This is a genomic window from Caulobacter mirabilis, from assembly GCF_002749615.1.
Classification (GTDB): Bacteria; Pseudomonadota; Alphaproteobacteria; order Caulobacterales; family Caulobacteraceae; genus Caulobacter; species Caulobacter mirabilis.
The window spans coordinates 2,143,548-2,165,984 of record NZ_CP024201.1; the positions used below are offsets into that span (position 1 = coordinate 2,143,548).

At 69.6% G+C, this 22,437-nt stretch carries 19 protein-coding genes; 14 read left to right on the plus strand and 5 right to left on the minus strand.

Features of this window, described 5'->3' with window-relative positions:
- Nucleotides 1-24: 24 nt before the first annotated feature.
- Nucleotides 25-1,449 carry a cryptochrome/photolyase family protein gene (locus CSW64_RS10600; protein WP_099622076.1) on the minus strand — a complete coding sequence of 475 codons (1,425 nt, stop codon included), beginning with the start codon at nt 1,447-1,449 and terminating at the stop codon, nt 25-27.
- A 229-nt stretch (nt 1,450-1,678) separates the two neighbouring features.
- Between CSW64_RS10600 and rfaE2 the strand changes: the two genes are divergently transcribed.
- Genes rfaE2 through CSW64_RS10615 form a run of 3 tightly spaced genes read left to right on the plus strand, consistent with a single transcriptional unit; the run spans nt 1,679 to nt 5,362 of the window.
- Nucleotides 1,679-3,148: a D-glycero-beta-D-manno-heptose 1-phosphate adenylyltransferase gene (gene rfaE2 / locus CSW64_RS10605; protein ID WP_099622077.1), complete on the plus strand. Its 1,470-nt coding sequence runs from the start codon at nt 1,679-1,681 to the stop codon at nt 3,146-3,148.
- A 3-nt stretch (nt 3,149-3,151) separates the two neighbouring features.
- Nucleotides 3,152-4,153: an ADP-glyceromanno-heptose 6-epimerase gene (rfaD, locus tag CSW64_RS10610; protein ID WP_099622078.1), complete on the plus strand. Its 1,002-nt coding sequence runs from the start codon at nt 3,152-3,154 to the stop codon at nt 4,151-4,153.
- Nucleotides 4,154-4,186: 33 nt separating this feature from the next.
- Complete coding sequence (locus CSW64_RS10615; protein WP_099622079.1) at nt 4,187-5,362, plus strand: DUF3089 domain-containing protein; 1,176 nt, start codon at nt 4,187-4,189, stop codon at nt 5,360-5,362.
- A gap of 88 nt (nt 5,363-5,450) precedes the next feature.
- On the opposite strand, the gene CSW64_RS10620 is transcribed toward CSW64_RS10615, so the two are convergent.
- The 3 genes from CSW64_RS10620 to recG are packed head-to-tail and all read right to left on the minus strand — an operon-like array spanning nt 5,451 to nt 8,882.
- Complete coding sequence (locus tag CSW64_RS10620; protein WP_099622080.1) at nt 5,451-5,819, minus strand: DUF6285 domain-containing protein; 369 nt, start codon at nt 5,817-5,819, stop codon at nt 5,451-5,453.
- A complete protein-coding gene (locus CSW64_RS10625; RefSeq protein ID WP_099622081.1) occupies nt 5,816-6,790 on the minus strand; it encodes a phosphotransferase family protein in 975 nt (324 codons plus the stop codon). Before CSW64_RS10625 ends, CSW64_RS10620 begins: the two co-directional genes overlap by 4 nt.
- A gap of 19 nt (nt 6,791-6,809) precedes the next feature.
- Nucleotides 6,810-8,882 (minus strand): ATP-dependent DNA helicase RecG, encoded by a 2,073-nt coding sequence (gene recG, locus CSW64_RS10630; protein WP_099622082.1) that lies wholly within the window; start codon nt 8,880-8,882, stop codon nt 6,810-6,812.
- Nucleotides 8,883-8,998: 116 nt separating this feature from the next.
- Here recG and CSW64_RS10635 point away from each other — a divergent pair, with 116 nt between their 5' ends.
- From CSW64_RS10635 to CSW64_RS10645, 3 genes are read left to right on the plus strand one after another with little or no spacing between them, the layout of a single operon-like run.
- Complete coding sequence (locus tag CSW64_RS10635) at nt 8,999-9,370, plus strand: FAD assembly factor SdhE (protein ID WP_342745856.1); 372 nt, start codon at nt 8,999-9,001, stop codon at nt 9,368-9,370.
- A gap of 49 nt (nt 9,371-9,419) precedes the next feature.
- Nucleotides 9,420-12,872, plus strand: a complete 3,453-nt coding sequence (gene mfd, locus CSW64_RS10640; protein ID WP_425430376.1) for a transcription-repair coupling factor — start codon at nt 9,420-9,422, stop codon at nt 12,870-12,872.
- A 30-nt stretch (nt 12,873-12,902) separates the two neighbouring features.
- Nucleotides 12,903-14,201 (plus strand): hypothetical protein, encoded by a 1,299-nt coding sequence (locus CSW64_RS10645; protein ID WP_150131374.1) that lies wholly within the window; start codon nt 12,903-12,905, stop codon nt 14,199-14,201.
- Between the two features lie 59 nt (nt 14,202-14,260).
- On the opposite strand, the gene CSW64_RS10650 is transcribed toward CSW64_RS10645, so the two are convergent.
- Nucleotides 14,261-14,845 (minus strand): hypothetical protein, encoded by a 585-nt coding sequence (locus tag CSW64_RS10650; protein ID WP_099622086.1) that lies wholly within the window; start codon nt 14,843-14,845, stop codon nt 14,261-14,263.
- 219 nt (nt 14,846-15,064) lie between these two features.
- Here CSW64_RS10650 and rpsB point away from each other — a divergent pair, with 219 nt between their 5' ends.
- The 8 genes from rpsB (at nt 15,065) to CSW64_RS10690 (ending at nt 22,411) form a co-directional block, all read left to right on the plus strand.
- Nucleotides 15,065-15,916, plus strand: a complete 852-nt coding sequence (rpsB, locus tag CSW64_RS10655; protein ID WP_099622087.1) for a 30S ribosomal protein S2 — start codon at nt 15,065-15,067, stop codon at nt 15,914-15,916.
- A gap of 105 nt (nt 15,917-16,021) precedes the next feature.
- Nucleotides 16,022-16,960, plus strand: coding sequence for a translation elongation factor Ts (gene tsf, locus CSW64_RS10660; RefSeq protein WP_099622088.1), 939 nt, complete (start codon nt 16,022-16,024; stop codon nt 16,958-16,960).
- A gap of 100 nt (nt 16,961-17,060) precedes the next feature.
- Nucleotides 17,061-17,783, plus strand: coding sequence for a UMP kinase (gene pyrH / locus CSW64_RS10665; RefSeq protein WP_099622089.1), 723 nt, complete (start codon nt 17,061-17,063; stop codon nt 17,781-17,783).
- A 20-nt stretch (nt 17,784-17,803) separates the two neighbouring features.
- Nucleotides 17,804-18,370 carry a ribosome recycling factor gene (gene frr / locus CSW64_RS10670; RefSeq protein WP_099622090.1) on the plus strand — a complete coding sequence of 189 codons (567 nt, stop codon included), beginning with the start codon at nt 17,804-17,806 and terminating at the stop codon, nt 18,368-18,370.
- Between the two features lie 56 nt (nt 18,371-18,426).
- Nucleotides 18,427-19,161: a polyprenyl diphosphate synthase gene (gene uppS, locus CSW64_RS10675; protein WP_099622091.1), complete on the plus strand. Its 735-nt coding sequence runs from the start codon at nt 18,427-18,429 to the stop codon at nt 19,159-19,161.
- On the plus strand, nt 19,139-19,993 hold the full coding sequence (locus CSW64_RS10680; protein WP_099622092.1) for a phosphatidate cytidylyltransferase: 855 nt from the start codon (nt 19,139-19,141) through the stop codon (nt 19,991-19,993). The genes uppS and CSW64_RS10680 overlap by 23 nt, the downstream gene beginning before the upstream one ends.
- Entirely contained in the window at nt 19,981-21,177 is a 1,197-nt protein-coding gene (locus CSW64_RS10685) for a 1-deoxy-D-xylulose-5-phosphate reductoisomerase (RefSeq protein ID WP_099622093.1), read from the plus strand. The genes CSW64_RS10680 and CSW64_RS10685 overlap by 13 nt, the downstream gene beginning before the upstream one ends.
- A gap of 22 nt (nt 21,178-21,199) precedes the next feature.
- On the plus strand, nt 21,200-22,411 hold the full coding sequence (locus CSW64_RS10690) for a M50 family metallopeptidase (protein WP_099622094.1): 1,212 nt from the start codon (nt 21,200-21,202) through the stop codon (nt 22,409-22,411).
- The last annotated feature ends 26 nt before the right edge of the window (nt 22,412-22,437 follow it).

A 22,437-nucleotide genomic window follows, 5' to 3' on the forward strand; every position in this document is an offset into this window, starting at 1 on the left:
CCGACCTCGCGGAATTGTCAGACGTCAGCCGTTGCGGACGGGAACATAGGCGTCCAGCGCGCGTTCGCGCGCCTCGGCGTGATCGACGACTGGCCGCGGATAGGTCTCCCCCAGCCTGACCCCGGCGGACTGCAACTCGCTGTCGGAGGCGATCCAGGGGGCATGAACCGTCTTTGAGGAAAGGCCCGCAAGCTCCGGAATCCATTTGCGAACATAGTCGCCATCTGGATCGAACTTCTGCCCTTGGGTCACAGGGTTGAAGATCCGGAACCAGGGCGAGGCGTCGGCGCCCGAGCCGGCGACCCACTGCCAGTTCCCGGCGTTCTGGGCGATGTCGGCGTCGACCAGGGTGTCCCAGAACCAGGCCTCGCCGCGTCGCCAGTCGATCATCAGGTCCTTGATCAGGAAAGAGGCGACGATCATCCGCACACGGTTGTGCATCCAGCCCGTGGCCCACAGCTCGCGCATGCCGGCGTCGACGATCGGATAGCCGGTTAGGCCCCGGGCCCAGGCGCGGAAGCCGGGCTCATCGTCGCGCCATTCGAACCGGTCGAATTCGGACTTGAAGTTGCGGATGGGCAGATCGGGCCAGTGGAACAGCAGATGGTGGTTGAACTCGCGCCAGCCGATCTCGGCCAGGAACTTGTCGGCCTGGCCGGCCGGCAGGTCACGCCCACGGAGGGCCCGCCAAACTTGCCGCGGCCCGATCTCGCCGAAATGCAGGTGCGGCGACAGGCGCGATGTGCCGACACGGTCCGGCCGGTCGCGGTCCTCGGCGTAGGTTGCTGCGGGTTCGTCCAGGAACCGCGCCAGCGCCGCCCGCGCTCCGGCTTCGCCCGGCGTCCAGTCGTTGAAGCCCTTCGCCCAGTCGGGGCGACGCTCATACAGCTTCCAGTCGGAAAGATTATCGCTGTCAGGCCAATGGTTTGGCGCGGAAATCTGTGTTTCCGCATCGAGCGCCGGAAGGGGCTCGATCTTCGACTGAGCCGCCCGCCAGTAGGGTGTGAAGACCCTGTACGGATCGCCGGCGCCGGTCTTTACCGTCCAGGGCTCGACCAGCAGGCCGCCGTTGCACGAGATCGCCTCGACGCCGTCGGCCTTCAGGTCGGATTTCAGCTCGCTGTCTCTGGCGACGCTGTGCCCGTCGTAGAGCCGGTTCCAGAACACCGCCTCCGCCCCGGTCGTCGCGACGAGCTCGCCGATCTGGAGCCTGGGATCGCCCCGGCGGAAGACCAGCCGCGAACCTCGCGCGCGCAGGTCCGCGTCCAGGGCGGCCAGCGACCGCTCCAGCCACCATCGCGAGGCGCCGCCGAGCGGCCGGGCGGTCTCGTCCAGCACATAGAGGGGGATCACCGCCCGTCCGCTCGCGGCGGCGGCGGCCAGCGCCGGATTGTCGGCCAGCCGCAGGTCCTGGCGGAACCAGAGGATGGCGGGGGCGGGCGAGGTCATGGGGCCGGTCTATCATTGCGTCCTTCGAGACGCTCGCTTGAAGCGCGCGCCTCAGGATGACGAGTTCTGAGTCGTCGTCGGGCTAGGGGACATGCTCCCGCAGGGTGCGTGTCCCCGCCAGCTTGCGCTTAGGGGACACGCACGGGCTGCGCCCGAGCATGTCCCCGACTGTGAAGGACGCCACACCCCCGCTTGACCGCCCCGACGTCAAAGCCCACACCCTCTCGCCATGGATCTCGCTTCCCTCCAGTCGCTGCTGTCCCTGGTCGCCGGCGCGCGCGTGGCCTGCGTGGGCGACGTGATGGTCGACCGCTTCGTCTATGGGGAGGTCAGCCGCACCTCGCCCGAGGCGCCGATTCCCGTGCTGGCCCGCGCCCGCGACATCGCCATGCTCGGCGGCGCCGGCAACGTCGCCCGCAACGTCGCCTCGCTGGGCGGGTCGGCCGCGCTGGCGGGGGTGGTCGGCGACGACGCCGCCGCCAACGAGGCCCTGGGCATGATTGGCGCCGACGAGCGCATGGAAGGTCACCTGATCGCCGAGCGCGGCCGCCCGACCACGGTGAAGACCCGCTACGTCGCCGCTGGCCAACAGCTGCTGCGGGTCGACTCCGAGGACGCCCGGCCGATCGGCAAGGACGCCGAGGCCAAGCTGCTGGGCGCGGTGCGGCACGCGACGGCCGACGCCGGCGCCATCCTGCTCAGCGACTATGGCAAGGGCGCGGTGACCCAGGCGGTGATCGAGGCCTGCCTGGCCGCGGCCCAGGCTTCGGGCGCGGTGCTGATCGTCGATTCCAAGGCCCGCAGCTTCGCCCGCTACGGCGCGGCCGACATCGTCAAGCCGAACGCCGCGGAGTTGGCGGCCGCCACCGAACTGCCGACCGAGACCGACGAGCAGGTCGAGGCGGCCCTGAGGCGGGCCTTGGACCTGTCGCGGGCCAAGGCCGTGCTGGTCACTCGCGCGGCCAAGGGCATGAGCCTGGCGGTCCGCGGCCAGGACGTCGTCCATTTCCCGGGACGCCCGCGCGAGGTGTTCGACGTGTCGGGCGCCGGCGACACCGCCCTGGCCGCTCTGGGTCTGGCCCTGGCCGCCAAGGCCTCGCCGCAGGCGGCCGTCGAGTTCGCTCTGTTGGCCAGCGGCGTGGCGGTCGGCAAGGCTGGCACCGCCGTGGTCCTGCCGCAGGAGCTGGTCGAAGCCGAGATCGCCGCCCATATGGCTCCAGCCGAGGCCAAGCTGGCCACGCCGGCCCAGGTCGCGGCCAAGGCCCAGGCCTGGCGCGAGGCGGGCCTGACGGTCGGCTTCACCAACGGCTGCTTCGACATCCTGCACAAGGGCCATGTCGCCTACCTGGCCCAGGCGCGAGCCTGGTGCGACCGGCTGATCGTCGGCGTGAACAGCGACCGCTCGGTCCGGGCGCTAAAGGGGGAGGGGCGGCCGGTCAACGACCTGGAGTCCCGCGCCCTGGTGCTGGCGGGCCTGGCGCATGTCGACCTGGTCGCGCCGTTCGACGAGGACACCCCGATCGAGCTGATCAAGGCCGCCCGACCCGACGTCCTGGTCAAGGGCGCCGACTACACCGTCGAGACCGTGGTCGGCCACGAGCTGGTCCAGTCCTGGGGCGGCGAGGTCAAGCTCGCCCCGATCGTCGAGGGCTATTCGACCTCCGCCGCCATCGCCCGCATCACCGAGAAGGCCCAGTAGTCCATGACCCGCCGCATCGTCTTCGTCACCGGCGGGGCCGGTTTCATCGGCTCCAACATCGTCGCCAAACTGGCCGAGGATCCGACCCTGGACTTGGTCGTCTGCGACTGGCTGGAGACCGCCGAGCTCGGCAAGTGGAAGAACATCGCCAAGCACCCCGTCGGCGACATCGTCCGGCCCGAGCACATGTTCGAGTGGCTGGAGAAGCGCTGGCAGGACGTGGCTATGGTGATCCACATGGGCGCCATCAGCTCGACCACCGAGCCGGACGCCGACAAGATCATCGAGAACAATTTCTGCCTGTCGCGCGACCTGTACCGCTGGTGCACGGACCGCCAGCGCCGGTTCATCTACGCCTCGTCGGCGGCGACCTATGGCGACGGCGTCGAAGGGTTCGACGACCGCAACGATCTGGACAGCCTCAAGGGCTTGCGGCCGCTGAACGCCTACGGCTGGTCCAAGTCGCTGTTCGATCTGTTCGCCGCCCGCCAGGCCGCCCGCGACTACGCGCCGCCGCAGTGGGTCGGGCTGAAGTTCTTCAACGTCTACGGCCCCAACGAGGAGCACAAGGCGTCGATGAAGTCGGTCGCCTCGCAGATATGGCCGAAGGTGAAGGCCGGCCACACCGTCCAGCTCTTCAAGTCCCACAACCCGGACTACGAGGACGGCGGCCAGCTGCGTGACTTCGTCTACGTCCGCGACGTCGCCGACGTGGTTCAGTGGCTGTTCGACAACCCGCAGGTGAACGGCGTCTTCAACCTGGGCTCGGGCCGGGCGCGCTCGTTCAAGGATATGGCCGAGGCGGTGTTCCACGCCGCCGGCAAGCAGCCGGACATCGAGTATGTGCCGATGCCGCCGGCGATCCGCGACAAGTACCAGTACTTCACCCAGGCCAGCATGGATCGCCTGCGCGAGGCCGGCTATCCGGGCCAGATGACCCCGCTCGAGGACGGCATCACCGAATACGTCCAGAAGTACCTCAACGCCGCCGATCCCTACCGGTAGCGAGGGGACGCTCGTGCGTGTAACCATCGCGCCATGTGGGGTCTGAAGGGCTACAAGCGCTGGATCTTCCTGGGCGTGGTGCTGGTCGCCGCGATCCTGGGGGCGGCGGCGTGGGTGCTGCGGGTGGACATCATCCGCACGGCCCTGGATCCGAAAGTCCCGTTCCAGACCTACACCCCGCCCGGCGCGCCGGACTACGGGACGCCGCAGGCCTGGGCGATCGCCGTCGACCCCAACCCGCCGGCGGCGCTGCCGGCCGATGTCTTCTTCATCCACCCGACCACCTATGACGGCGGCGAGCACTGGAATGGGCCGTACCGCGACCAGGACGCCCGCCGCCAGCTGACGCGGGTGATGCTGCCCAACTACGCGGGCCCCTATGCGCGGGTCGGCCGGATCTTCGCGCCCCACTACCGCCAGGCCAGCCTGTACTCGCAGCTGACCCTGCGCGAGGACGCCCGCAGCGCCCGTCGCTTCGCCTACGAGGATGTCCGCGCGGCCTTCCGGTACTGGCGCGACCACTATGACGGCGGCCGGCCGCTGGTCATCGTCGGGGTGGAGCAGGGCGGTCTGCTGGCGGCGCGGCTGCTGCGCGAGGAGGTCGCCTCCAATCCCGCTCTGAAGAGCCGCCTGGCCGGGGCCTATCTGATCGAGACGGTGGTTCCCGCCGACGAGTACGGGGCGCAGGCCGCTATCCCGGCCTGCTGGATGCGCAGTCAGGCGCGTTGCGTCGTGGCCTGGGCGACCCGCGGCGACATCGACGGCAAGGAGCGGCTGAGCCGGGCCCTGGTCTGGAACGATCGCGACCTGCTGGTCGACCTGCGCGATCGGCCGGCGCTGTGCGTCAACCCGTTGCTCGGCGCCCGCAGCGACGCGCCGGCGCCCGACAAGGACAACCTCGGCGCGGTCAACGCCACCGGCCTGGAGTGGGGCGCGCGCCCGGGCCTGCTGCGGCGGCAGGTCGGCGCACGTTGCGTCGACGGTCTGCTGGAGGTGGGCAAGCCCAAGTCCAGCGCCTTCAAGGCGGCGGGCGGTTGGGCGGACCGGCTGAAGGTCCCGCCCTACAACCTGTTCTACGGCGACCTGGAGGCCGACGCCCAGGCGCGGGTCTCGACCTTGCTGGGCCGCGACGCCTATCCCAAGGCCGCCGCCCCGATCGAGACGTCGATCGCCATCGAGCCGTCGCCGATCCACCGGATCGACAACTGACTTCCGGGGACATGCTCCGAAGGTGCGTGTCCCCGTTCCGGCGGCGGGTTCAGAGCGAGGGACACGTACCTGCGGTACATGTCCCAGCTCAGCCTTCCAGCGTCTTCAGCCCGGCGTAGTTCGGCTGGTCGATGCGCACCTGGTCGACGATGCTGGCGTGCAGATGGGCCATGACCTGCGGCGCGGCCGGGTCGATGGTCCCATCCTGAATGCCTTCGCTCAGGGCCGTGTTCAGCGTGGCGAAATCGCCGTCGCGGCCGAGGATGGCGCGCAGGCGCTCGACGGCGGCGGCCTCGGCGGCCGGGCCTTGCTCGATCTCGCGCTTCACGGCGGCCAGGGCGTTGACGGCCACGCGGCACATGAAGGCGTCGCGGTCCTTCAGCTGGGGGGCGGCGCGCTCCTCGATGAACCGGATGACGCCATCGAGCAGTTCGGTCGCGGTCGGGTGGGTGATCATCGGGCCCGCTCCAGCAGCGCCATGAGGTCGATTTCGCATTCCGAGGTCCGGCGCCCGATCATGGCCCGCTCGATCGACGGGTCCACGCCGGTGGCGAAGGAGGTGTACATGCCCAGGCACATGACGCCCCACTTCAGCGAGCCGAGCATCTGCCAGTAGAGCACCCGCTCCAGCGGGATCGGCGTCCCGCCGCCGGCTTCGTAACCGGCCAGCAGGTCCTCGTAGTCGCCGAAGCCGCCCACGGGCTTCCGTCCGCTGAAGCGCCAGGAGGCGGTGCAGAGCCAGCCCATGTCCTCGGCCGGGTCGCCGATGTGGATCAGCTCCCAGTCCAGCACGGCGGCCACGCCGACATCGGGCTGGAACATGATGTTGCCGTTCCGGAAGTCGCCATGGACCAGGACCGGCTCGGGCAGGTCGGGCGCCCGCTCCCGCAGCCAGCGGAAGGCGGTCTCAAAGATCGGGCGCTTGGCGCCGATGCGGCGGTAGGAGTCCTCGAACCGGTCCAGCTCGCCGAGGGCGCTCGACCGATTCAGATCGGGCAGGCCTTCGAGCGGAATGGAATGGATCTGGGCCAGCACCTGGCCGCACTGGAAGGCCAGTTTGGGGCGGACGGCGACGAACGCCTCGCCGACGGCGATGCGCTTGCCCAGGGTCTCGCCCTCGACCCGGCCCATGACATAGGCCTCGCCGATGTCGCTGCCCGGGGCGCTGACGTAGAGCACCTCGGGGACCGGCGCGCCTTGTTTCGCGGCGGCCTGGATCAGCGCGGCCTCCATGGCCAGGGTGACCTGGCCGCCGGTCGGGCTGTCGGAGCCGGCCGGTTTGCGGCGCAGGATCAGCGGTCGGCCGCTGTCCAGGGCGAAGGCCCAGGTCTCCTGGCTGGCGCCGCCGGACAGGCGGCGGAGATCGGTGACGGACCGGCCGCCGAGCTGGCCGGCGACGGCGTTGAGGGCGGATTCGAGATCGCTCATGGCGCCCGATTGGGACGCTTCACCCGGCGTCAGTCAAACCCGCCGGCTTCCAGTCGAACAGTTCCTGCAGCACCCGCACGGCCTGGCCCCGCGGCGAGGACAGGTCGGGGTCGCGGGCGAGGATCAGCCGGGCGTCGTCCGCCGCCGCCGCGATCAGCTCGCGATGGGCGGCCGGATCGGCCAGCCGGTAGGCCGGAAAACCGCTCTGCTTGAGCCCCAGCGGGTCGCCGCCGCCCCGCAGCTCCAGGTCCTTCTCGGCGATCAGGAAGCCGTCGTCGGTCTTGCGCAGGATGTCGAGCCTCTGCTGGGCGGTATCGGACAGCGGCGGATCGTACAGCAGCACGCAGGCGCTCTCGCGCCGCCCGCGCCCGACCCGCCCGCGCAGCTGGTGCAACTGGGCCAGGCCGAAGCGCTCGGCCTGTTCGATGACCATGATGGTGGCGTTGGGCACGTTGACCCCGACCTCGACCACCGTGGTCGCCACCAGCAGGGGCAGGCGGCCCTCGGCGAATTCGGCCATCACCGCGTCCTTCTCGGCGGCGGGCATCTGGCCGTGGACCAGGCCGACCGGCGCGCCCATCACCTTGCGCAGAGTCTCGGCCCGTTTCTCGGCGGCGGCCAGGTCGACGGTCTCGCTCTCGGTGACCATCGGACAGATCCAGAAGGCCTGGGCCCCGTCCTTCACCGCCTGCTTCAGCCGTTCGACGATCTCGCCCATGCGCGGCGAGGGAACGGCCCGGGTGGCCACCGGCGTGCGGCCCGGCGGCTTCTCGTCCAGCCGGCTGACATCCAGGTCGCCGAAGACGGTCAGCTCCAGCGTCCGCGGGATCGGCGTGGCCGACATGGCCAGCAGGTGGGCGCTCTCGCCCTTGGCCTGCAGTCGCTTGCGCTCGTTGACCCCGAAACGGTGCTGCTCGTCGATGACGGTCAGGCCGAGGTCGCGGAACTTCACGTCGTCCTGGAACAGGGCGTGGGTGCCGACGGCGACCTGGGCGGTTCCGTCCATCAGCGCCATCAGCTTTTCGGCCCGCACCCCGCCCTTGTCGCGGCCGGTGAGCAGGATCACCCGCACCCCCTGAGCCTCGAGCGGGGCGGCGACGGTCTCGAAATGCTGTCGGGCCAGGATCTCGGTCGGCGCCATCAGGGCCGACTGCATCCTCGCGTCGGCTGCGTCCGCCATCGCCAGCATGGCGACGATGGTCTTGCCGGCGCCGACGTCGCCGTGCAGCAGCCGGCTCATCCGCTCGCCCGACTGCATGTCGCCGCGCACCTCGCTGAGCGCGCGGATCTGGGCGCCGGTCAATTTCCAGGGCAGGGCGGCCTCGATGCGGCCGGCCATCTCGCCCGCCGGCACGATCGCGCCCGGATGGGAGCGCCGCGCCGCCTTGCGCTGGGCGAGGGCCAGCTGATGGGCCAGCAGTTCGTCGAAGGCCAGCCGCCGCCGATGGGGCGAGGCCGGCGACAGGTCGGCCTCGGTCCTGGGGTTGTGGTAGAGCTCCAGCGCCTCGCGCCAGCCGACGAACCCCTCGCGCTTCCGCCAGGCGGGATCCTGCCATTCCACCAGTTCCGGCGCACGGCTCAGGGCCTCCAGCGCCAGCTTGCGGACGTTGCGCGCCGCCAGCCCGGCGGTGGCGGGGTAGACGGCCTCTTCCTCGGGAATCTCGGCCGCCCGTTCGACGGGCAGGATGTAGTCGGGGTGGGCCATCTGGATCTCGGAGCCGCGCCGCTCGACCTTGCCGCTGACCACGCGTTTTTCGCCGACGGGGAGGGCGCGGGTCAGATGGTCGCCGTGACCCTTGAACCAGATCAGTGTGAGGAAGGCCGTGCCGTCGAAGGTCTTCACCTTCCAGGGCTGTTCGCGGCGCATCGGGCGGGTGTGCTGGACCACCTCTACGATCAGGGTCTGGACCTGGCCGTCGACCACGCGGTCGGCGGTGGTCGGGGTGCGGTGGATCAGCGACTGCGGCCCCAGGAACAGCACGTCGCGCACCAGCGGCCCGGCGACCCGCTCGACGAGGGGCTCGACCTTCGGCCCGACGCCCTTGAGCGTCGAGATCGGGGCGAACAGCGGGAACAGAATCTCCGGGCGCATGGCGGGAGTGTAGCGCGAGCGCCGTGCGTCCTTCGAGACGCGATCCTGAGGGATCGCTCCTCAGGATGACGAAGTCAGCTAGGCCTACCCACATTCGTCATGGTGAGGAGCGAGCTTTGGGCGACCCCGGACTTGATCCGGGGCTCGAACCACGCAAAGCCTCACCCCGCACTGGCGCCCAGCTGCGCACCGCTCTATATCCGCCCACCTGCATGGACGACGTACGCCTCAAGAAGATCAGGCTTCGCGCCTGGCGCCGTGGTTTCCGGGAAGCGGACCTCCTTCTGGGGCCGTTTGCGGACTTCTATTGTCCCAAGTTCACGACCGGGCAGCTCGACCTGCTCGAAGCGCTGATGGATGAGGCCGACCAGGACATCTACGAGTGGTTCCTGGGCCGCACGCCGACGCCGCCGCAGTTCGACAACGAGATCATGGCGCTGCTGAAGGCCTTCGATCCCTCGACCGGGGCGCCGCGTCTTGGCGCGTGAGGGGGCGCGTGAGGGCGCGCGTGACGGCGAGGGTCCCAGCGCCGCGGAACTGAAGAAGGTCGCCCGCGACGAGGGTCGCCTGGACCTGACCGGCGCGCCGGAAGGCTTCGACGCCCTGGTCATGGCCGACATCGCCCGCGCCCGCGGCGGCCTGTCGGTGTTCGTCGCCCGCGACGGGACCCGCTCCAGCGCCTTCGAGGGCGCGATGGGCTTCTTCGCCCCCGAGGTGGAGATCCTGCAGTTCCCGTCGTGGGACTGCCTGCCGTACGACCGCGTCGGACCGTCGGCCGCCGTCGCCGCCCAGCGGATGGCGACCCTGACCCGCCTGGCCCGGGGCCTGGACCCGAAGAAACCCGCCATCCTGGTCACCGCCGCGCCGGCGGTGCTCCAGCGCGTTCCGCCGCGCGAGGTCGTGGCCCGCGCCGGCTATTCGACCAGGCCCGGCGCGGAGGTGCTGATCGCCGACCTTGAGCGCTATTTCGCGGTCAATGGCTACGTCCGCGCCTCCACCGTGTCGGAACGCGGCGAGTTCGCCATCCGCGGCGGGGTCATCGACGTCTTCCCGCCGACCGCCGAGGAGCCGGTGCGCCTGGACCTGTTCGGCGACACCCTGGAGAGCATCCGCGGCTTCGACCCGGAGACCCAGCGCTCGACCCGCCAGCTCAAGGCGCTGGACCTGCTGCCGGTCAGCGAAGCCCTGGTCGACGCCGACACCATCAGCCGGTTCCGCAGGGGTTACGTCGGCCAGTTCGGCGCGCCCGGCGAGGACGCCCTCTACGCCGCGGTCAGCGAAGGCGGCCGCCGCGCGGGCATGGAGCACTGGCTGCCGCTCTTCTATGAGCGGATGGAGACGCTATTCGACTATCTGCCGGACGGCGCTCTGGTCGGGGTCGACCATCTGGTCGCCGAGGCCGAGCGCGAACGCCTGGACATGATCGCCGACGCCTATGACGCCCGCGCCAGCGCCGACCGCAAGTCGGCCTATCGTCCGCTGGCGCCCGAAGGCCTGTACCTGACGGCCGAGGAACTGGCGCTGCGCTTCGCCGAGCGCGCCAACCGCTGGTTCACGCCGTTCCAGCAGGAAGGCCCGACCGTCGTCGACATGGGCGCCAAGCTGGGCCGCACCTTCGCCGCCGAGCGCGCCCAGGACAGCGTCAACCTGTTCCAGGCCACCGCCGAACACGCCAAGGCCAAGACGGCCGAGGGCAAGCGCGTCCTGTTCGCCTCCTGGACCGAGGGCTCGTCGGAGCGCCTGGGGACCATGCTGGGCGATCACGGCCTCAGCCGCGTGCCGTTCGCCGCCTACTGGCAGGCGGCCAAGGCCAATGACCCGAAGACGCCGCAGCGTGTGGTCCTGCCGCTGGAAGCCGGCTTCGAGACCGACAACCTGGCGGTCATCTCCGAGACCGACATCCTTGGCGACCGCCTGGCCCGCCCGCGCAAGAAGCGCCGCGCCGCCAACTTCCTGGCCGAGGCCAGCGCCCTGACGCCCGGCGACCTGGTCGTGCACATCGACCACGGCATCGGCCGCTACGAGGGGCTCAAGACCCTCGAGGTCCAGCAGGCGCCGCACGACTGCCTGGAGCTGCACTACGCCGGCGACAGCAAGCTCTACCTGCCGGTCGAGAACATCGACCTGCTGACCCGCTACGGCGCCGACGGCGAGAGCGTGCAGCTGGACAAGCTGGGCGGCGCCGGCTGGCAGAGCCGCAAGGCCAAGGCCAAGGAACGCCTGCGCCAGATGGCGGAGGGGCTGATCCAGATCGCCGCCGCCCGCCAGCTGAAGTCGGTCGAGGAGACCGATCCGCCGTCCGGCCTGTTCGACGAGTTCTGCGCCCGCTTCCCCTACGAGGAGACGGACGACCAGCTGAGCGCCATCCACGACGTGCTGGAAGATCTGGGCTCGGGCAAGCCGATGGATCGCCTGATCTGCGGCGACGTCGGCTTCGGCAAGACCGAGGTCGCCCTGCGCGCGGCCTTCATCATGGCGATGAGCGGCAAGCAGGTCGCCATCGTCTGCCCGACGACCCTGCTGGCCCGCCAGCACTTCAAGACCTTCAGCGACCGCTTCCAGGGCTGGCCGATCAAGGTCCGCCGCCTGTCGCGTCTGGTGCCGGCCAAGGAGGCCGCCGAGACCCGCGAGGGGCTGGCCAACGGCGAGGTCGAGATCATCGTCGGCACCCACGCCGTGCTCAGCAAGCAGGTCAGTTTCAAGGACCTGGGCCTGGTCATCGTCGACGAGGAGCAGCACTTCGGCGTCAAGCACAAGGAGAAGCTCAAGGAGCTTCGCGCCGACGTGCATATGCTGACCCTGACCGCGACCCCGATCCCGCGGACCCTGCAGATGTCGCTGAGCGGCATCCGCGAGATGTCGATCATCGCCACGCCGCCGGTCGATCGCTTGGCGGTGCGGACCTACATCACGCCCTGGGATCCGGTGACCCTTCGCGAGGCGCTGCTGCGCGAGAAGTACCGCGGCGGCCAGACCTATTTCGTGGTGCCGCGCATCAAGGATCTGACCGACATCGAGCAGTTCCTGCGCGTCCAGGTCCCCGAGGTGAAGTACGTCGTCGGCCACGGTCAGATGGCCCCGACCCAGCTCGAGGAGGTGATGACCGCCTTCTACGAGGGGCAGTACGATGTGCTGCTCGCCACGACGATCGTGGAGAGCGGGCTCGATATCCCGTCGGCCAACACCCTGATCGTCCACCGGGCGGACATGTTCGGCCTGGCGCAGCTGTACCAGATCCGCGGCCGCGTCGGCCGGTCCAAAGCCCGCGCCTACGCCTACCTGACCACGCCGGCCGAGCGGCAGCTGACCCTGTCGGCCGAGAAGCGGCTGAAGGTGCTGCAGTCGCTCGACAGCCTGGGCGCCGGTTTCCAGCTGGCCAGCCACGATCTCGACATCCGGGGGGGCGGCAACCTGCTCGGCGACGAGCAGAGCGGCCACATCAAGGAGATCGGCGTCGAGCTGTACCAGCAGATGCTGGAGGACGCCGTCGCCGAGCTGCGCCAGCGCCAGGGCGCCGAGGCCCTGCTGGCCGACCGCGGCTGGTCGCCCCAGATCAACACCGGCGCCGCCGTGATGATCCCGGACGAGTATGTGCCGGACCTGAACGTGCGCCTGGCCCTCTATCGCCGCCTGTCCGAGGCCGAGAAGGCGCAGGACCGCGAGGCCCTGGCCGCCGAGATGATCGACCGCTTCGGCCCGCTGCCGCCCGAGACCGGCAGCCTGCTCAAGGTCGTCGGGATCAAGGGCCTGTGCCGCGAGACCAACGTGGCCAAGATCGACGTTGGACCCAAGGGCGCGGTGCTGTCGTTCCGCAACGACGAGTTCGCCAACCCCGGCGCCCTGATCGGCTTCATCGCCCGCAACCAGATCCTCTGGAAGATCCGCCCGGACCAGAAGGTGGTGGTGAAGGGCGAGTGGGACACGCCGGCCCAACGTCTCGACGCCGCCGAGAAGATCCTGACCCAACTGGCCGCCCTGGCGAAGGGCTGATAGCGTTCCCTCCGACGGGCGGGGGAAAGCATGCGCCGGACGAATGTGATGCTGGCCGCGGCGCTCGCCGCCTGGCCGATGATCGCGGCGGCGGCGGGGGAGCCGCTGGTCGGCCCGCTTCGGGTCGGAATGCCGTTCGCCGAGGTCAAGGCGACGGCGCCGGACGCCGGCTGGGTCGAGACGGCGTCTCAATACTCGGGCAAGCCGATCGAGCTGAGAGCGGCGGAAGCGATCCCGCTGGCCGGCCGGCTCTACGACCTGACGATCACGCCCGGCGCCTACGACGCCTACGAGGTCCGGCTGGAGCATGAGGCCCCGATCGCGGCGGCGCGGGACTGCGCGCCGATCGTGAAGGCGCTCGCGGCCGAGCTGGAAGGACGGTTCGGCCCCTTCGTCCCGGCGTCGACCCTCAAGGAGTCGCCGGACTGGGCCTACGTCGTTCCGGGCGGCCGGCTGGTGAACCCGGAGATCTCGCAGCGCCGCCCCACGGTCGTGTCGCTGGGACCGGCGAAGACCGACGGCGGGTCGCGCCTCGACCACGGGCGTGCGTCAGTGTCTGCGGACTTCCGGTACTGGATCGGCCGCCGGCCGCCGCGAGACAACCTGGCGGTTTCGGTCGGCGCCGAGACCGACTGGCGGGGCGGGGCGCCGATCTGCCGGACCGGCGTGGTCTTCGACTACCGGCCGCCGCGCCCCGAGCGCGATACGATCGCTTTCGAGACGCTGCAGCCTGTCCGGCGCCCGACCATTTCCGCTCGGAACCGGGCGGTCGAGCCGCTGGGCGACCTGCCGCCGGAGGGCGTGGTCATCCGGCTCGACTGTTCGCTGGCCCGGCGGCAAGGGCTGCTGGAGGGCTGCGCGCCGCCCCCGGAAACGCCGGAGGCCAGGGGCGTTGCGGCGCGGAACGTCGCTCGCGGCTACCGGTTCGACGTCAAGGCGCTCGACCCGGACAACGACGTGCCGTTGCGGATCGAGGTCCCGATCACCCTGTCGCCGTCCGATCGCCGCGAGGTGACGCCGCCCGAAGGCCTCGTCCCGCTGACCGCGGCCGAGGCGCCGCTGAGCAGCATCGGGGACATGGGGCGCTACTATCCCAGCAAGGCGCTGGCCCAGGCGGTCGAAGGCAGGGTGCTGGTGGTCTGCCAGATCCAGTCCGACCAGTCGCTGATCTGTCCGTCGGAAACGGTCGAATCGAGCGCTCCGGAGCTGTTCGCCGGCATCTCCCGCCGGGTGGAGGAACTCTACCGCGCCCGGTCGACCCTCACGAGCGGGGAGCTGAGCGCCGGGCGTTGGGTCAAGGTCGCCGTATCCTTCCGGATGGCCGGCTAGGGCGCGGTGCTGGGCGGCGATCGCTTCGGCGGAGGCCGGATGGGGCGGCCGGCGCGGCCTCAGGTCGTCGGCCTGTCGGGCTTCCAACAGGCGCCCAAGGCCTGCTGAGTCTCGCTCCACCACTTCGCCATGGGCGTGTCGGCGCTGCCGCTGATTTCCAGATCGACCAACGCCTCGTCGGCTCCAGCCCGCGCCCCATGGGCCCAGAGGGTGAGGCGCAGGCCGGCCGGGAGCAGCCGCGGGGTCTCGGGGACCTCGCGGCCGAGGTCCGGGATATCCACGCGCGCGTCGGGGAGCTGCTCCATCGCCGTCAACGTGGGGACCAGGGCCTGGCAGGTCCGGGAGTCGGCCCAGCGTTCGGTCGTCGACAGGGCCAGCCCGCCGGTCTGACGGCGCGCCACGAAGTGCGCCGTCAGCGCCGGCCGCTTTCCGGTCCAGATGACGTAGAAGGTGTTGACCGACCAACTCTTGTCGAACCCGACGATCTCGCTGAGCTGCGCGACCGGCAGATAACCTTGAAAGTCGGCTTCGCGGGCCTGGGCGACCGTCGCCTGGAAGTCGGGTTCGGCGGCGGCGGCCCCGAACGCAGCGCCCGCGAGCGGCGCGAGCAGGACGAGGGCGGCGAGGCGAGGGCGTGTCAGCATGGAGACGAGGCTGCCAGTCGCTCGCCGATCCCGCAACCGGCGGCGCCAACCGCTTGCAATTCCCGCGCTTTCCGCCTATTTCCGCGCCCATCACGCACGCGGGCGTTCGGTCGCTGTGGGGAGACATCCCGCACGATCCGTTCCGGTCCCTGGATTTCCCAAAAGGATTTCAGGGGTTTGCCCGCGGAGGCGCCAACCGGAAGAAGGATAAACGAAGAGATGGCTCTTCCCGAATTCTCCATGCGTCAGCTGCTCGAAGCCGGCGCCCACTTCGGCCACCAGACCCACCGCTGGAACCCGAAGATGGACCGCTACATCTTCGGCTCGCGGTCGAACATCCACATCATCGACCTGTCGCAGTCGATCCCGCTGCTGCACCAGGCCCTGGTCAAGGTCCGTGAAGTCGCCGCCGCCGGCGGCCGCGTCCTGTTCGTCGGCACCAAGCGCCAGGCGTCGGACCCGATCGCCACGGCCGCCAAGCGCTGCGCCCAGTACTACGTCAACCACCGCTGGCTCGGCGGCACCCTGACCAACTGGCGCACCATCTCGGGCTCGATCGCCCGCCTGCGCGAGCTGGAAGGCATCCTGGACGGCGACGGCGCCGGCGCCCGCTCCAAGAAGGAGCTGCTGATGCTGAACCGCGAGCGCGACAAGCTCGAGCTCAGCCTGGGCGGCATCAAGAACATGGGCGGCATCCCCGACTTGATGTTCGTGATCGACACCAACAAGGAAGCGATCGCGATCCAGGAAGCCCGCAAGCTGAACATCCCGGTCATCGCGATCCTGGACACCAACTGCGATCCGGACGGCATCACCTTCCCGATCCCGGGCAACGATGACGCCGCCCGCGCCATCCAGCTGTACGTCGACCTGATCGCCGACTCGGTGCTGGACGGCATGGCCGCCGGCACGGTCGCTTCGGGCGTCGATATCGGGGCCAGCGTGGCCCCGGTCGAGCCGACGCTGGCCAAGGAGTTCGCCCCCGAGACGCCCGAGGCCGCTCCGGTCGAGGCCGTCGAGGCCACGGAAGCCGCGCTGGACGCGGTTCCCGAGGAACCGGCCGCCAGCTGATGCGCCGCCCGCTGCGAGGCGGGCGTCAGCTTCACGAACCTTTCGCAGCCCGGTCGTAAGGCCGGGCCGCACCCTTATTTGAAGTCCCTATCAGGAGGACACGATATGGCGGAGATCACCGCTGCGCTGGTCAAGGACCTGCGCGAGAAGACCGGCGCCGGCATGATGGACTGCAAGAAGGCGCTGACCGAGAACAACGGCGACTTCGAAGCGGCCACCGACTGGCTGCGCACCAAGGGCCTGAGCCAGGCCGGCAAGAAGGCCGACCGCGTCGCCGCCGAAGGCGTCGTGGCCGTCGCCCTGCGCAAGGACGGCAAGGGCATGACCGGCGCGGCCATCGAGCTGAACGCCGAGACCGACTTCGTCGGTCGCAACGAGACCTTCCAGGGCGTCGCCCGTCAGGCCGCCCAGGTCGCGCTCGACGTCGGCGACGACGTCGAGGCCGTCCGCTCGGCCAAAACCGCCGGCGGCGAAGACGTTCAGGCCCTGGTCACCAACCTGATCGCCACCATCGGCGAGAACATGGCCGTGCGTCGCTCGGCCAAGCTCTCGGTCGCCGAAGGCTCGATCTCGGCCTACGTGCACAACTCGGTCGGTCCGGAACTCGGCAAGCTCGGCGTGCTCGTCGCGCTGGAAGGCGCCGGCGACCAGGCCGCGATGCAGGAGCTGGGCCGCAAGATCGCGATGCACGTCGCCGCGACCAACCCGCTGTCGCTGTCCGCCGAGGACCTCGACCCGGCGGCGATCGAGCGCGAGCGCGCCGTTCTCATCGAGAAGGCCAAGGAACAAGGCCGTCCGGACAACATGATCGAGAAGATCGTGGAAGGTCAGATCTCGAAGTTCCAGCGCGAAGTCGTGCTGCTCGAGCAGCCGTTCGTCATGAACCCGGACCAGACGGTCAAGGCGCTGATCGCCGAGACCGGCAAGGCGCTGGGCGCGGACATCAAGATGACCGGCTTCGTGCGTCTCGCCCTGGGCGAAGGCGTCGAGAAGAAGGAAAACGACTTCGCCGCCGAAGTCGCTTCGATGACCGGCGGGAACTAAGCTCCTTCCGGACCTTTGTTGAGGGCGCGCACGGCTCACGCTGTGCGCGCCCTTGCTCTATGTTGAACGCCCAAACCGACTCGCGAGCCCGCAAATCCCCATGACCGCCATGCGCTACAAGAGAATCCTCCTGAAGGTGTCCGGCGAGGTGCTGATGGGCGACACGCCCTTCGGCATCGACATGAACACGGTCGCGGCGGTGGCGGGGGACGTGAAGCAGATCGCCGAGGCGGGCGTCGAGCTTTGCCTGGTGATCGGCGGCGGCAACATCTTCCGCGGCCTGGCCGGGGCGGCCAAGGGCATGGACCGGGCCAACGCCGACTATATGGGCATGCTGGCCACGGTGATGAACGCCCTGGCCATGCAGGACGCTCTGGAGCACATCGGCGTCTCGACGCGCGTACAGTCCGCCATCCCGATGCCGACCGTCTGCGAGCCGCTGATCCGTCGCCGCGCCGAGCGGCACCTGGAAAAGGGCCGGGTGGTGATCTTCGCCGCCGGCACCGGCAATCCCTATTTCACCACCGACAGCGGCGCGGCGCTGCGCGCGGCCGAGATGAACTGCGACGCCCTGTTCAAGGGCACCAGCGTGGACGGCGTCTACACCGCCGACCCGAAGAAGGATCCGGCCGCCAAGCGGTTCGATCGCCTGACCTACCACGACGTTCTGGCCAAGGACCTGAAGGTCATGGACGCCTCCGCCATCAGCCTGATGCGCGAGAACGGCATCCCGATCGTCGTCTTCTCCATCCGCGAACGCGGCAATCTGATGAAGGTGCTTCAGGGCGAGGGGGTCCATACCGTCATCGCCGAGGCTGCATAGAAAGAAGAGGGAGCCTGCACATGGCCTCGACTGAAAAGCCGGTGCTGAACAACTACAAGGGGCGGATGGACAAGGCCGTCGCCGCTCTGAAGGACGAGTTCGGGTCGCTGCGCACCGGGCGCGCGTCCGCCAGCCTGCTGGACCAGGTGATGGTCGAGGCCTACGGCGCGACGACCCCGCTGAACCAGGTCGGTTCGGTCAGCGTGCCGGAGCCGCGCTCGCTGAGCGTCAGCGTCTGGGACCGCGGCCTGGTGGTCTCGGTCGAGAAGGCCATCCGCAACGCCGGCCTGGGTCTGAACCCGGTCGTGGAAGGCCAAAACCTGCGCATTCCGATCCCGCCGCTGACGGAAGAGCGCCGCAAGGATCTCGTGAAGATCGCCCGCCAGTACGCCGAACACCAGAAGGTGGCCGTGCGCAACGTGCGCCGCGACGGCAACGACGACCTGAAGAAGGCCGAGAAGGACTCGGTCATCACTCAGGACGAGCAGAAGCGGATGGAAGGCGAGATCCAGAAGTTCACGGACGAGGCGATCAAGCGCATCGACGAGACCTTGAAAACCAAAGAACAAGAGATCATGCAGGTTTAGAACTGGTCGGCTGCGGCGGGGGGACGCTGCGTCTGCAGGACGGGTGAGGAGTGGCGATGACGCCGACGGACGGGCCGCTGCACGTCGCCATCATCATGGATGGCAACGGTCGCTGGGCCAAACAACGCGGTCTGCCGAGGACCTTCGGACACCGTGAAGGCGTCAAGGCGCTGCGACGCGTGGTCGAGGGCGCGCCGGCCTTGGGTGTCGAGACCCTGACGGTGTTCGGCTTCTCGACCGAAAACTGGCGTCGGCCGGTGGCCGAGGTCAGCGAGCTGATGAACCTGCTGCGGCATTACGTCGAGAGCGACCTGGAGAAGCTCGCGCGCGAGGGCGTGCGGGTGAAGATCCTGGGACGGCGGACGGGACTGAAGCCGGACATCCTCGACATCATCGACCGGGCCGAGCGCCGCACGGCGCATAATGATCGCTTCCTGCTGCAGGTGGCGTTCAACTACGGCGGCCGGGCCGACATCGTGGACGCCGCCCAGCGTTTCGCGCGCGACGTGGAAGAGGGTAGGGCGCGGGCCGAGGACCTGGACGACACGGTCTTCGCCCAGCGCCTGGCCGCCGGTGGCGCGCCGGATCCGGACCTGATCATCCGCACCAGCGGCGAACAGCGCATCTCCAACTTCCTGCTCTGGGAATGCGCCTATGCCGAGCTGATCTTCCAGGAAGTGTTCTGGCCGGACTACGGCGCCGAGCACCTGCGGGCCGCGATCGCCGAGTACCGCGCGCGGGAGCGGCGCTACGGTGGAGTTGCGTCGAATGACGTCCTCGCCGCCGGTTAGGCGATTCGACTGGGCCAACCTGACCCTGCGGATCGCCTCGGCGGTTGTGCTGGTGCCCGCCGTTCTGGGCGCCATCTGGTACGGCGGCGGGCCCTTCCTGCTGATGATGGCCATCGCCATCGGCCTGCTGGCCGTCGAATGGGGCAAGATGAGCGCGCCGGAGCACCCGGCCGAGGTCGCCGTCACCATCACCGTGGCCGTGCTGGCCGGAGTCTTCGCCGCCCAGGTGGGCTGGTACAGGACTGCATGGGCGCTGATGATCGGCGGCGCGCTGATCGCCGCCTTCATCACCCGCCACAAGGCCGAGCGCGCGGCGGACGCGGCCTATGGCGTGGTCTACATCGCGCCGGCCTGCATCGCCCTGGTCTGGCTCCGCAATCCTTCCGGCGACAGCTTCAGCTGGTCGATGTCGACCGGCGTGGCCTGGATGCTGCTGCTGTTCGTGATCACCTGGGCGGCCGACATCTGCGCCTTCCTGGTCGGCAGCGCCCTGAAGGGGCCCAAGCTGTGGCCGCGGTTCTCGCCCAACAAGACCTGGTCGGGCTTCGTGGGCGGGCTGATCGGCGCCATGGCCGCCGCCTACGCCTTCACGGTCCTGACACGGATGGACCTGTCATGGTACTCCGCGCTGATGGTCGGGCTGCTCGGCGGCCTGGCGACGATGGCCGGAGATCTGTGGGAATCGATGCTCAAGCGACGTTTCGGCGTAAAGGATTCCGGTGACCTGATCCCCGGCCACGGCGGTCTGCTCGACCGTGTGGACGGCCTGCTGTTCGCCACCATCGTGGTGGCGGGCGCGCGCCTGATCGACAACTGGGGATGGGTGCATTGACCCGTACGGTCACGGTTCTGGGCTCCACCGGATCGATCGGCGTCTCCACCCTGGACCTGTTCGAGAAGTCCGGCGCCGAGGTCGAGATTCTCGCCCTGACCGCCGGTCGCAACGTCGCCAAGCTGGCGGAGCAGGCGCTGCGCTGGCGGCCGAAGCTGGCCGTCATCCAGGACGAGAAGCTGTTGCCGGGTCTGCGCGACCGGCTGGCCGGCTCCGGCGTCCATGCGGTGGGCGGCGACGCGGCGGTCGAGGACGCCGCCGCCATGGGCGCCGATTGGGTGATGTCCGCCATCGTCGGCGCGGCCGGCCTGGCCCCGACCCTGGCCGCCGCCCGCAAGGGCTCGGTCATCGCCCTGGCCAACAAGGAAAGCCTGGTCTGCGCCGGACCGGCGCTGCTCGAGATCGCGCGCCAGGCCGGAGGCGGGGTGATTCCCGTCGATTCCGAGCATTCGGCCATCTTCCAGGTGCTGCAGCCGGACTGTCGTGACCGCGTGGCCCGGCTGATCCTCACCGCCTCGGGCGGACCGTTCCGCACCTGGACCCTGGAGCAGATGCGCCAGGCGACGCCGGAGCAGGCCGTGGCCCACCCCAACTGGAGCATGGGCGCGAAGATCTCGATCGACTCCGCCACCATGATGAACAAGGGGCTGGAGATGGTGGAGGCGTCCTACCTCTTCGACACCCCGGCCGAGCGAATCGACGTGGTCGTGCATCCGCAGTCGGTGATCCATAGCCTGGTCGAGTACCAGGACGGCTCGACCCTGGCCCAGCTGGGGCCGCCCGACATGAAGGCGCCGATCGCCTGCGCCTGGGCCTGGCCGGACCGGCTGCCCTGGCCGGCCGAGCGGCTGGACCTGCCCCGCGTGGGGCAGCTGACCTTCGAGGCTCCGGACCCGCAGCGCTTCCCCGCCGTCGACATCGCCCGGGCGGCGCTGCAGGCCGGCGGACTGACGCCGGCGGCGATGAACGCCGCCAACGAGGTCGCCGTCGCGGCCTTCCTTGACCGCAAGATTGGCTTTCTCGATATTGCCCCGCTGGTATCCGAGACCCTTTCCCGTATGAATGGGCTGGGGGACAGGATGTCCGGTGCGGGGGGCGATGCGTTGGAGAACGCCATGATGATCGATGCGAGCGCGCGCCGCCTGGCGGCCGATGCGCTATCGAGACATCTGGTCCTCCACTGATCGCTAGGGAGTAGCCCGGTCGATGCCTGACCTTGTGTCGTGGATTCTGCCCTTCCTGTTCGTCCTGACCCTGGTCGTGACGATCCACGAGCTTGGCCATTTCTGGGCCGCGCGCGCGTTCGGGACCGTGGTCGAGAGCTTTTCGATCGGCTTCGGCAAGCCGATCCTGAAATGGCGCGACAAGAGCGGCGTGGAATGGCGAATCGGCTGGCTCCCGCTCGGCGGCTACGTCCGCTTCGCCGGCGACGACAACGCCGCCAGCGCCGTGCCGGACCAGGACGACCTCGACGAGATGAAGGCCAAGATCCTGGCCCACAACGATCCCGAGGCGCTCCGGAAGTTCTATCATTTCAAGCCGGTGTGGCAGCGCGCGATCATCGCCGCGGCGGGGCCGTTCGCCAACTTCGTGCTGGCCGTGCTGCTGTTCGCCGTGCTGGCCGGCGCGTTCGGCCAGACTCTCAGCAAGCCGCGCATCAGCCAGGTCACGCCCGGCTCGGCCGCCGAGGCCGCGGGCTTCCTGGCCGGCGACACCATCCGGCGCATCGACGGCAAGCCGATCCAGGCGTTCCAGGACATCGAGGACTATGTCGCGGTCCGCGGCGGCGTGCCGATGACCTTCGTGGTGGACCGCGCCGGGCGCGAGATCGAGCTGAACGCCACGCCGCGCCTCACCGAGCGGGTCGGCCGCGACGGCGGTCGGGTGAAGATGGGGCTGCTGGGCATCGCCGCCCAGCCGCGCAGCGAGGCGGACCTGATCCGTGTCCGCTATGGCCCGATCGAGGCGCTCGGCTACGGCGTCTCCCAGACCTGGCGGGTGCTCGACACGACGCTGTTCTACCTGGGGCGGATCATCACCGGCCAGGTTCCGCCCGACCAGATCGGCGGCGTGATCGGCATCGCCAAGGCGTCCGACACGGTTGCCAAGATGGGCGCCGAGGGCGCGCCGAACTTCGCCTGGGGCCTGTTCGGCGCCTTCGTGGCGCTGCTCAGCCTCTCGGCCGTGCTGTCGGTCAGCATCGGGTTCCTGAACCTGCTGCCGATCCCGGTGCTCGACGGCGGGCACCTGCTTTTCTATGCCTACGAGGCCGTGGCTCGACGGCCACTCGCGGCGAGCGTACAGGCGGTCGGCTACCGCCTTGGTCTTGCCTTGCTCGTGGGATTCATGCTGTTCGCGGTCTGGAACGACCTGCAGCGCTACAACGTGTTCAACTTCCTCGGTGGTCTGTTCTCGTGAACGCCCGCCGACCGCCGATGGCAGAT

Bases quoted from the DNA above. Each gene is read 5' to 3' on its own strand.
- frr (WP_099622090.1), top strand. From the start codon at position 17,804: ATGGCCTCGACTGAAAAGCCGGTGCTGAACAACTACAAGGGGCGGATG.
- CSW64_RS10600 (WP_099622076.1), bottom strand. From the start codon at position 1,449: ATGACCTCGCCCGCCCCCGCCATCCTCTGGTTCCGCCAGGACCTGCGG.
- pyrH (WP_099622089.1), top strand. From the start codon at position 17,061: ATGACCGCCATGCGCTACAAGAGAATCCTCCTGAAGGTGTCCGGCGAG.
- CSW64_RS10650 (WP_099622086.1), bottom strand. From the start codon at position 14,845: ATGCTGACACGCCCTCGCCTCGCCGCCCTCGTCCTGCTCGCGCCGCTC.
- CSW64_RS10685 (WP_099622093.1), top strand. From the start codon at position 19,981: ATGGGTGCATTGACCCGTACGGTCACGGTTCTGGGCTCCACCGGATCG.
- rfaE2 (WP_099622077.1), top strand. From the start codon at position 1,679: ATGGATCTCGCTTCCCTCCAGTCGCTGCTGTCCCTGGTCGCCGGCGCG.
- CSW64_RS10690 (WP_099622094.1), top strand. From the start codon at position 21,200: ATGCCTGACCTTGTGTCGTGGATTCTGCCCTTCCTGTTCGTCCTGACC.
- rfaD (WP_099622078.1), top strand. From the start codon at position 3,152: ATGACCCGCCGCATCGTCTTCGTCACCGGCGGGGCCGGTTTCATCGGC.
- CSW64_RS10625 (WP_099622081.1), bottom strand. From the start codon at position 6,790: ATGAGCGATCTCGAATCCGCCCTCAACGCCGTCGCCGGCCAGCTCGGC.
- recG (WP_099622082.1), bottom strand. From the start codon at position 8,882: ATGCGCCCGGAGATTCTGTTCCCGCTGTTCGCCCCGATCTCGACGCTC.
- uppS (WP_099622091.1), top strand. From the start codon at position 18,427: ATGACGCCGACGGACGGGCCGCTGCACGTCGCCATCATCATGGATGGC.
- CSW64_RS10615 (WP_099622079.1), top strand. From the start codon at position 4,187: ATGTGGGGTCTGAAGGGCTACAAGCGCTGGATCTTCCTGGGCGTGGTG.
- CSW64_RS10620 (WP_099622080.1), bottom strand. From the start codon at position 5,819: ATGATCACCCACCCGACCGCGACCGAACTGCTCGATGGCGTCATCCGG.
- CSW64_RS10645 (WP_150131374.1), top strand. From the start codon at position 12,903: ATGCGCCGGACGAATGTGATGCTGGCCGCGGCGCTCGCCGCCTGGCCG.
- rpsB (WP_099622087.1), top strand. From the start codon at position 15,065: ATGGCTCTTCCCGAATTCTCCATGCGTCAGCTGCTCGAAGCCGGCGCC.
- tsf (WP_099622088.1), top strand. From the start codon at position 16,022: ATGGCGGAGATCACCGCTGCGCTGGTCAAGGACCTGCGCGAGAAGACC.
- CSW64_RS10680 (WP_099622092.1), top strand. From the start codon at position 19,139: ATGACGTCCTCGCCGCCGGTTAGGCGATTCGACTGGGCCAACCTGACC.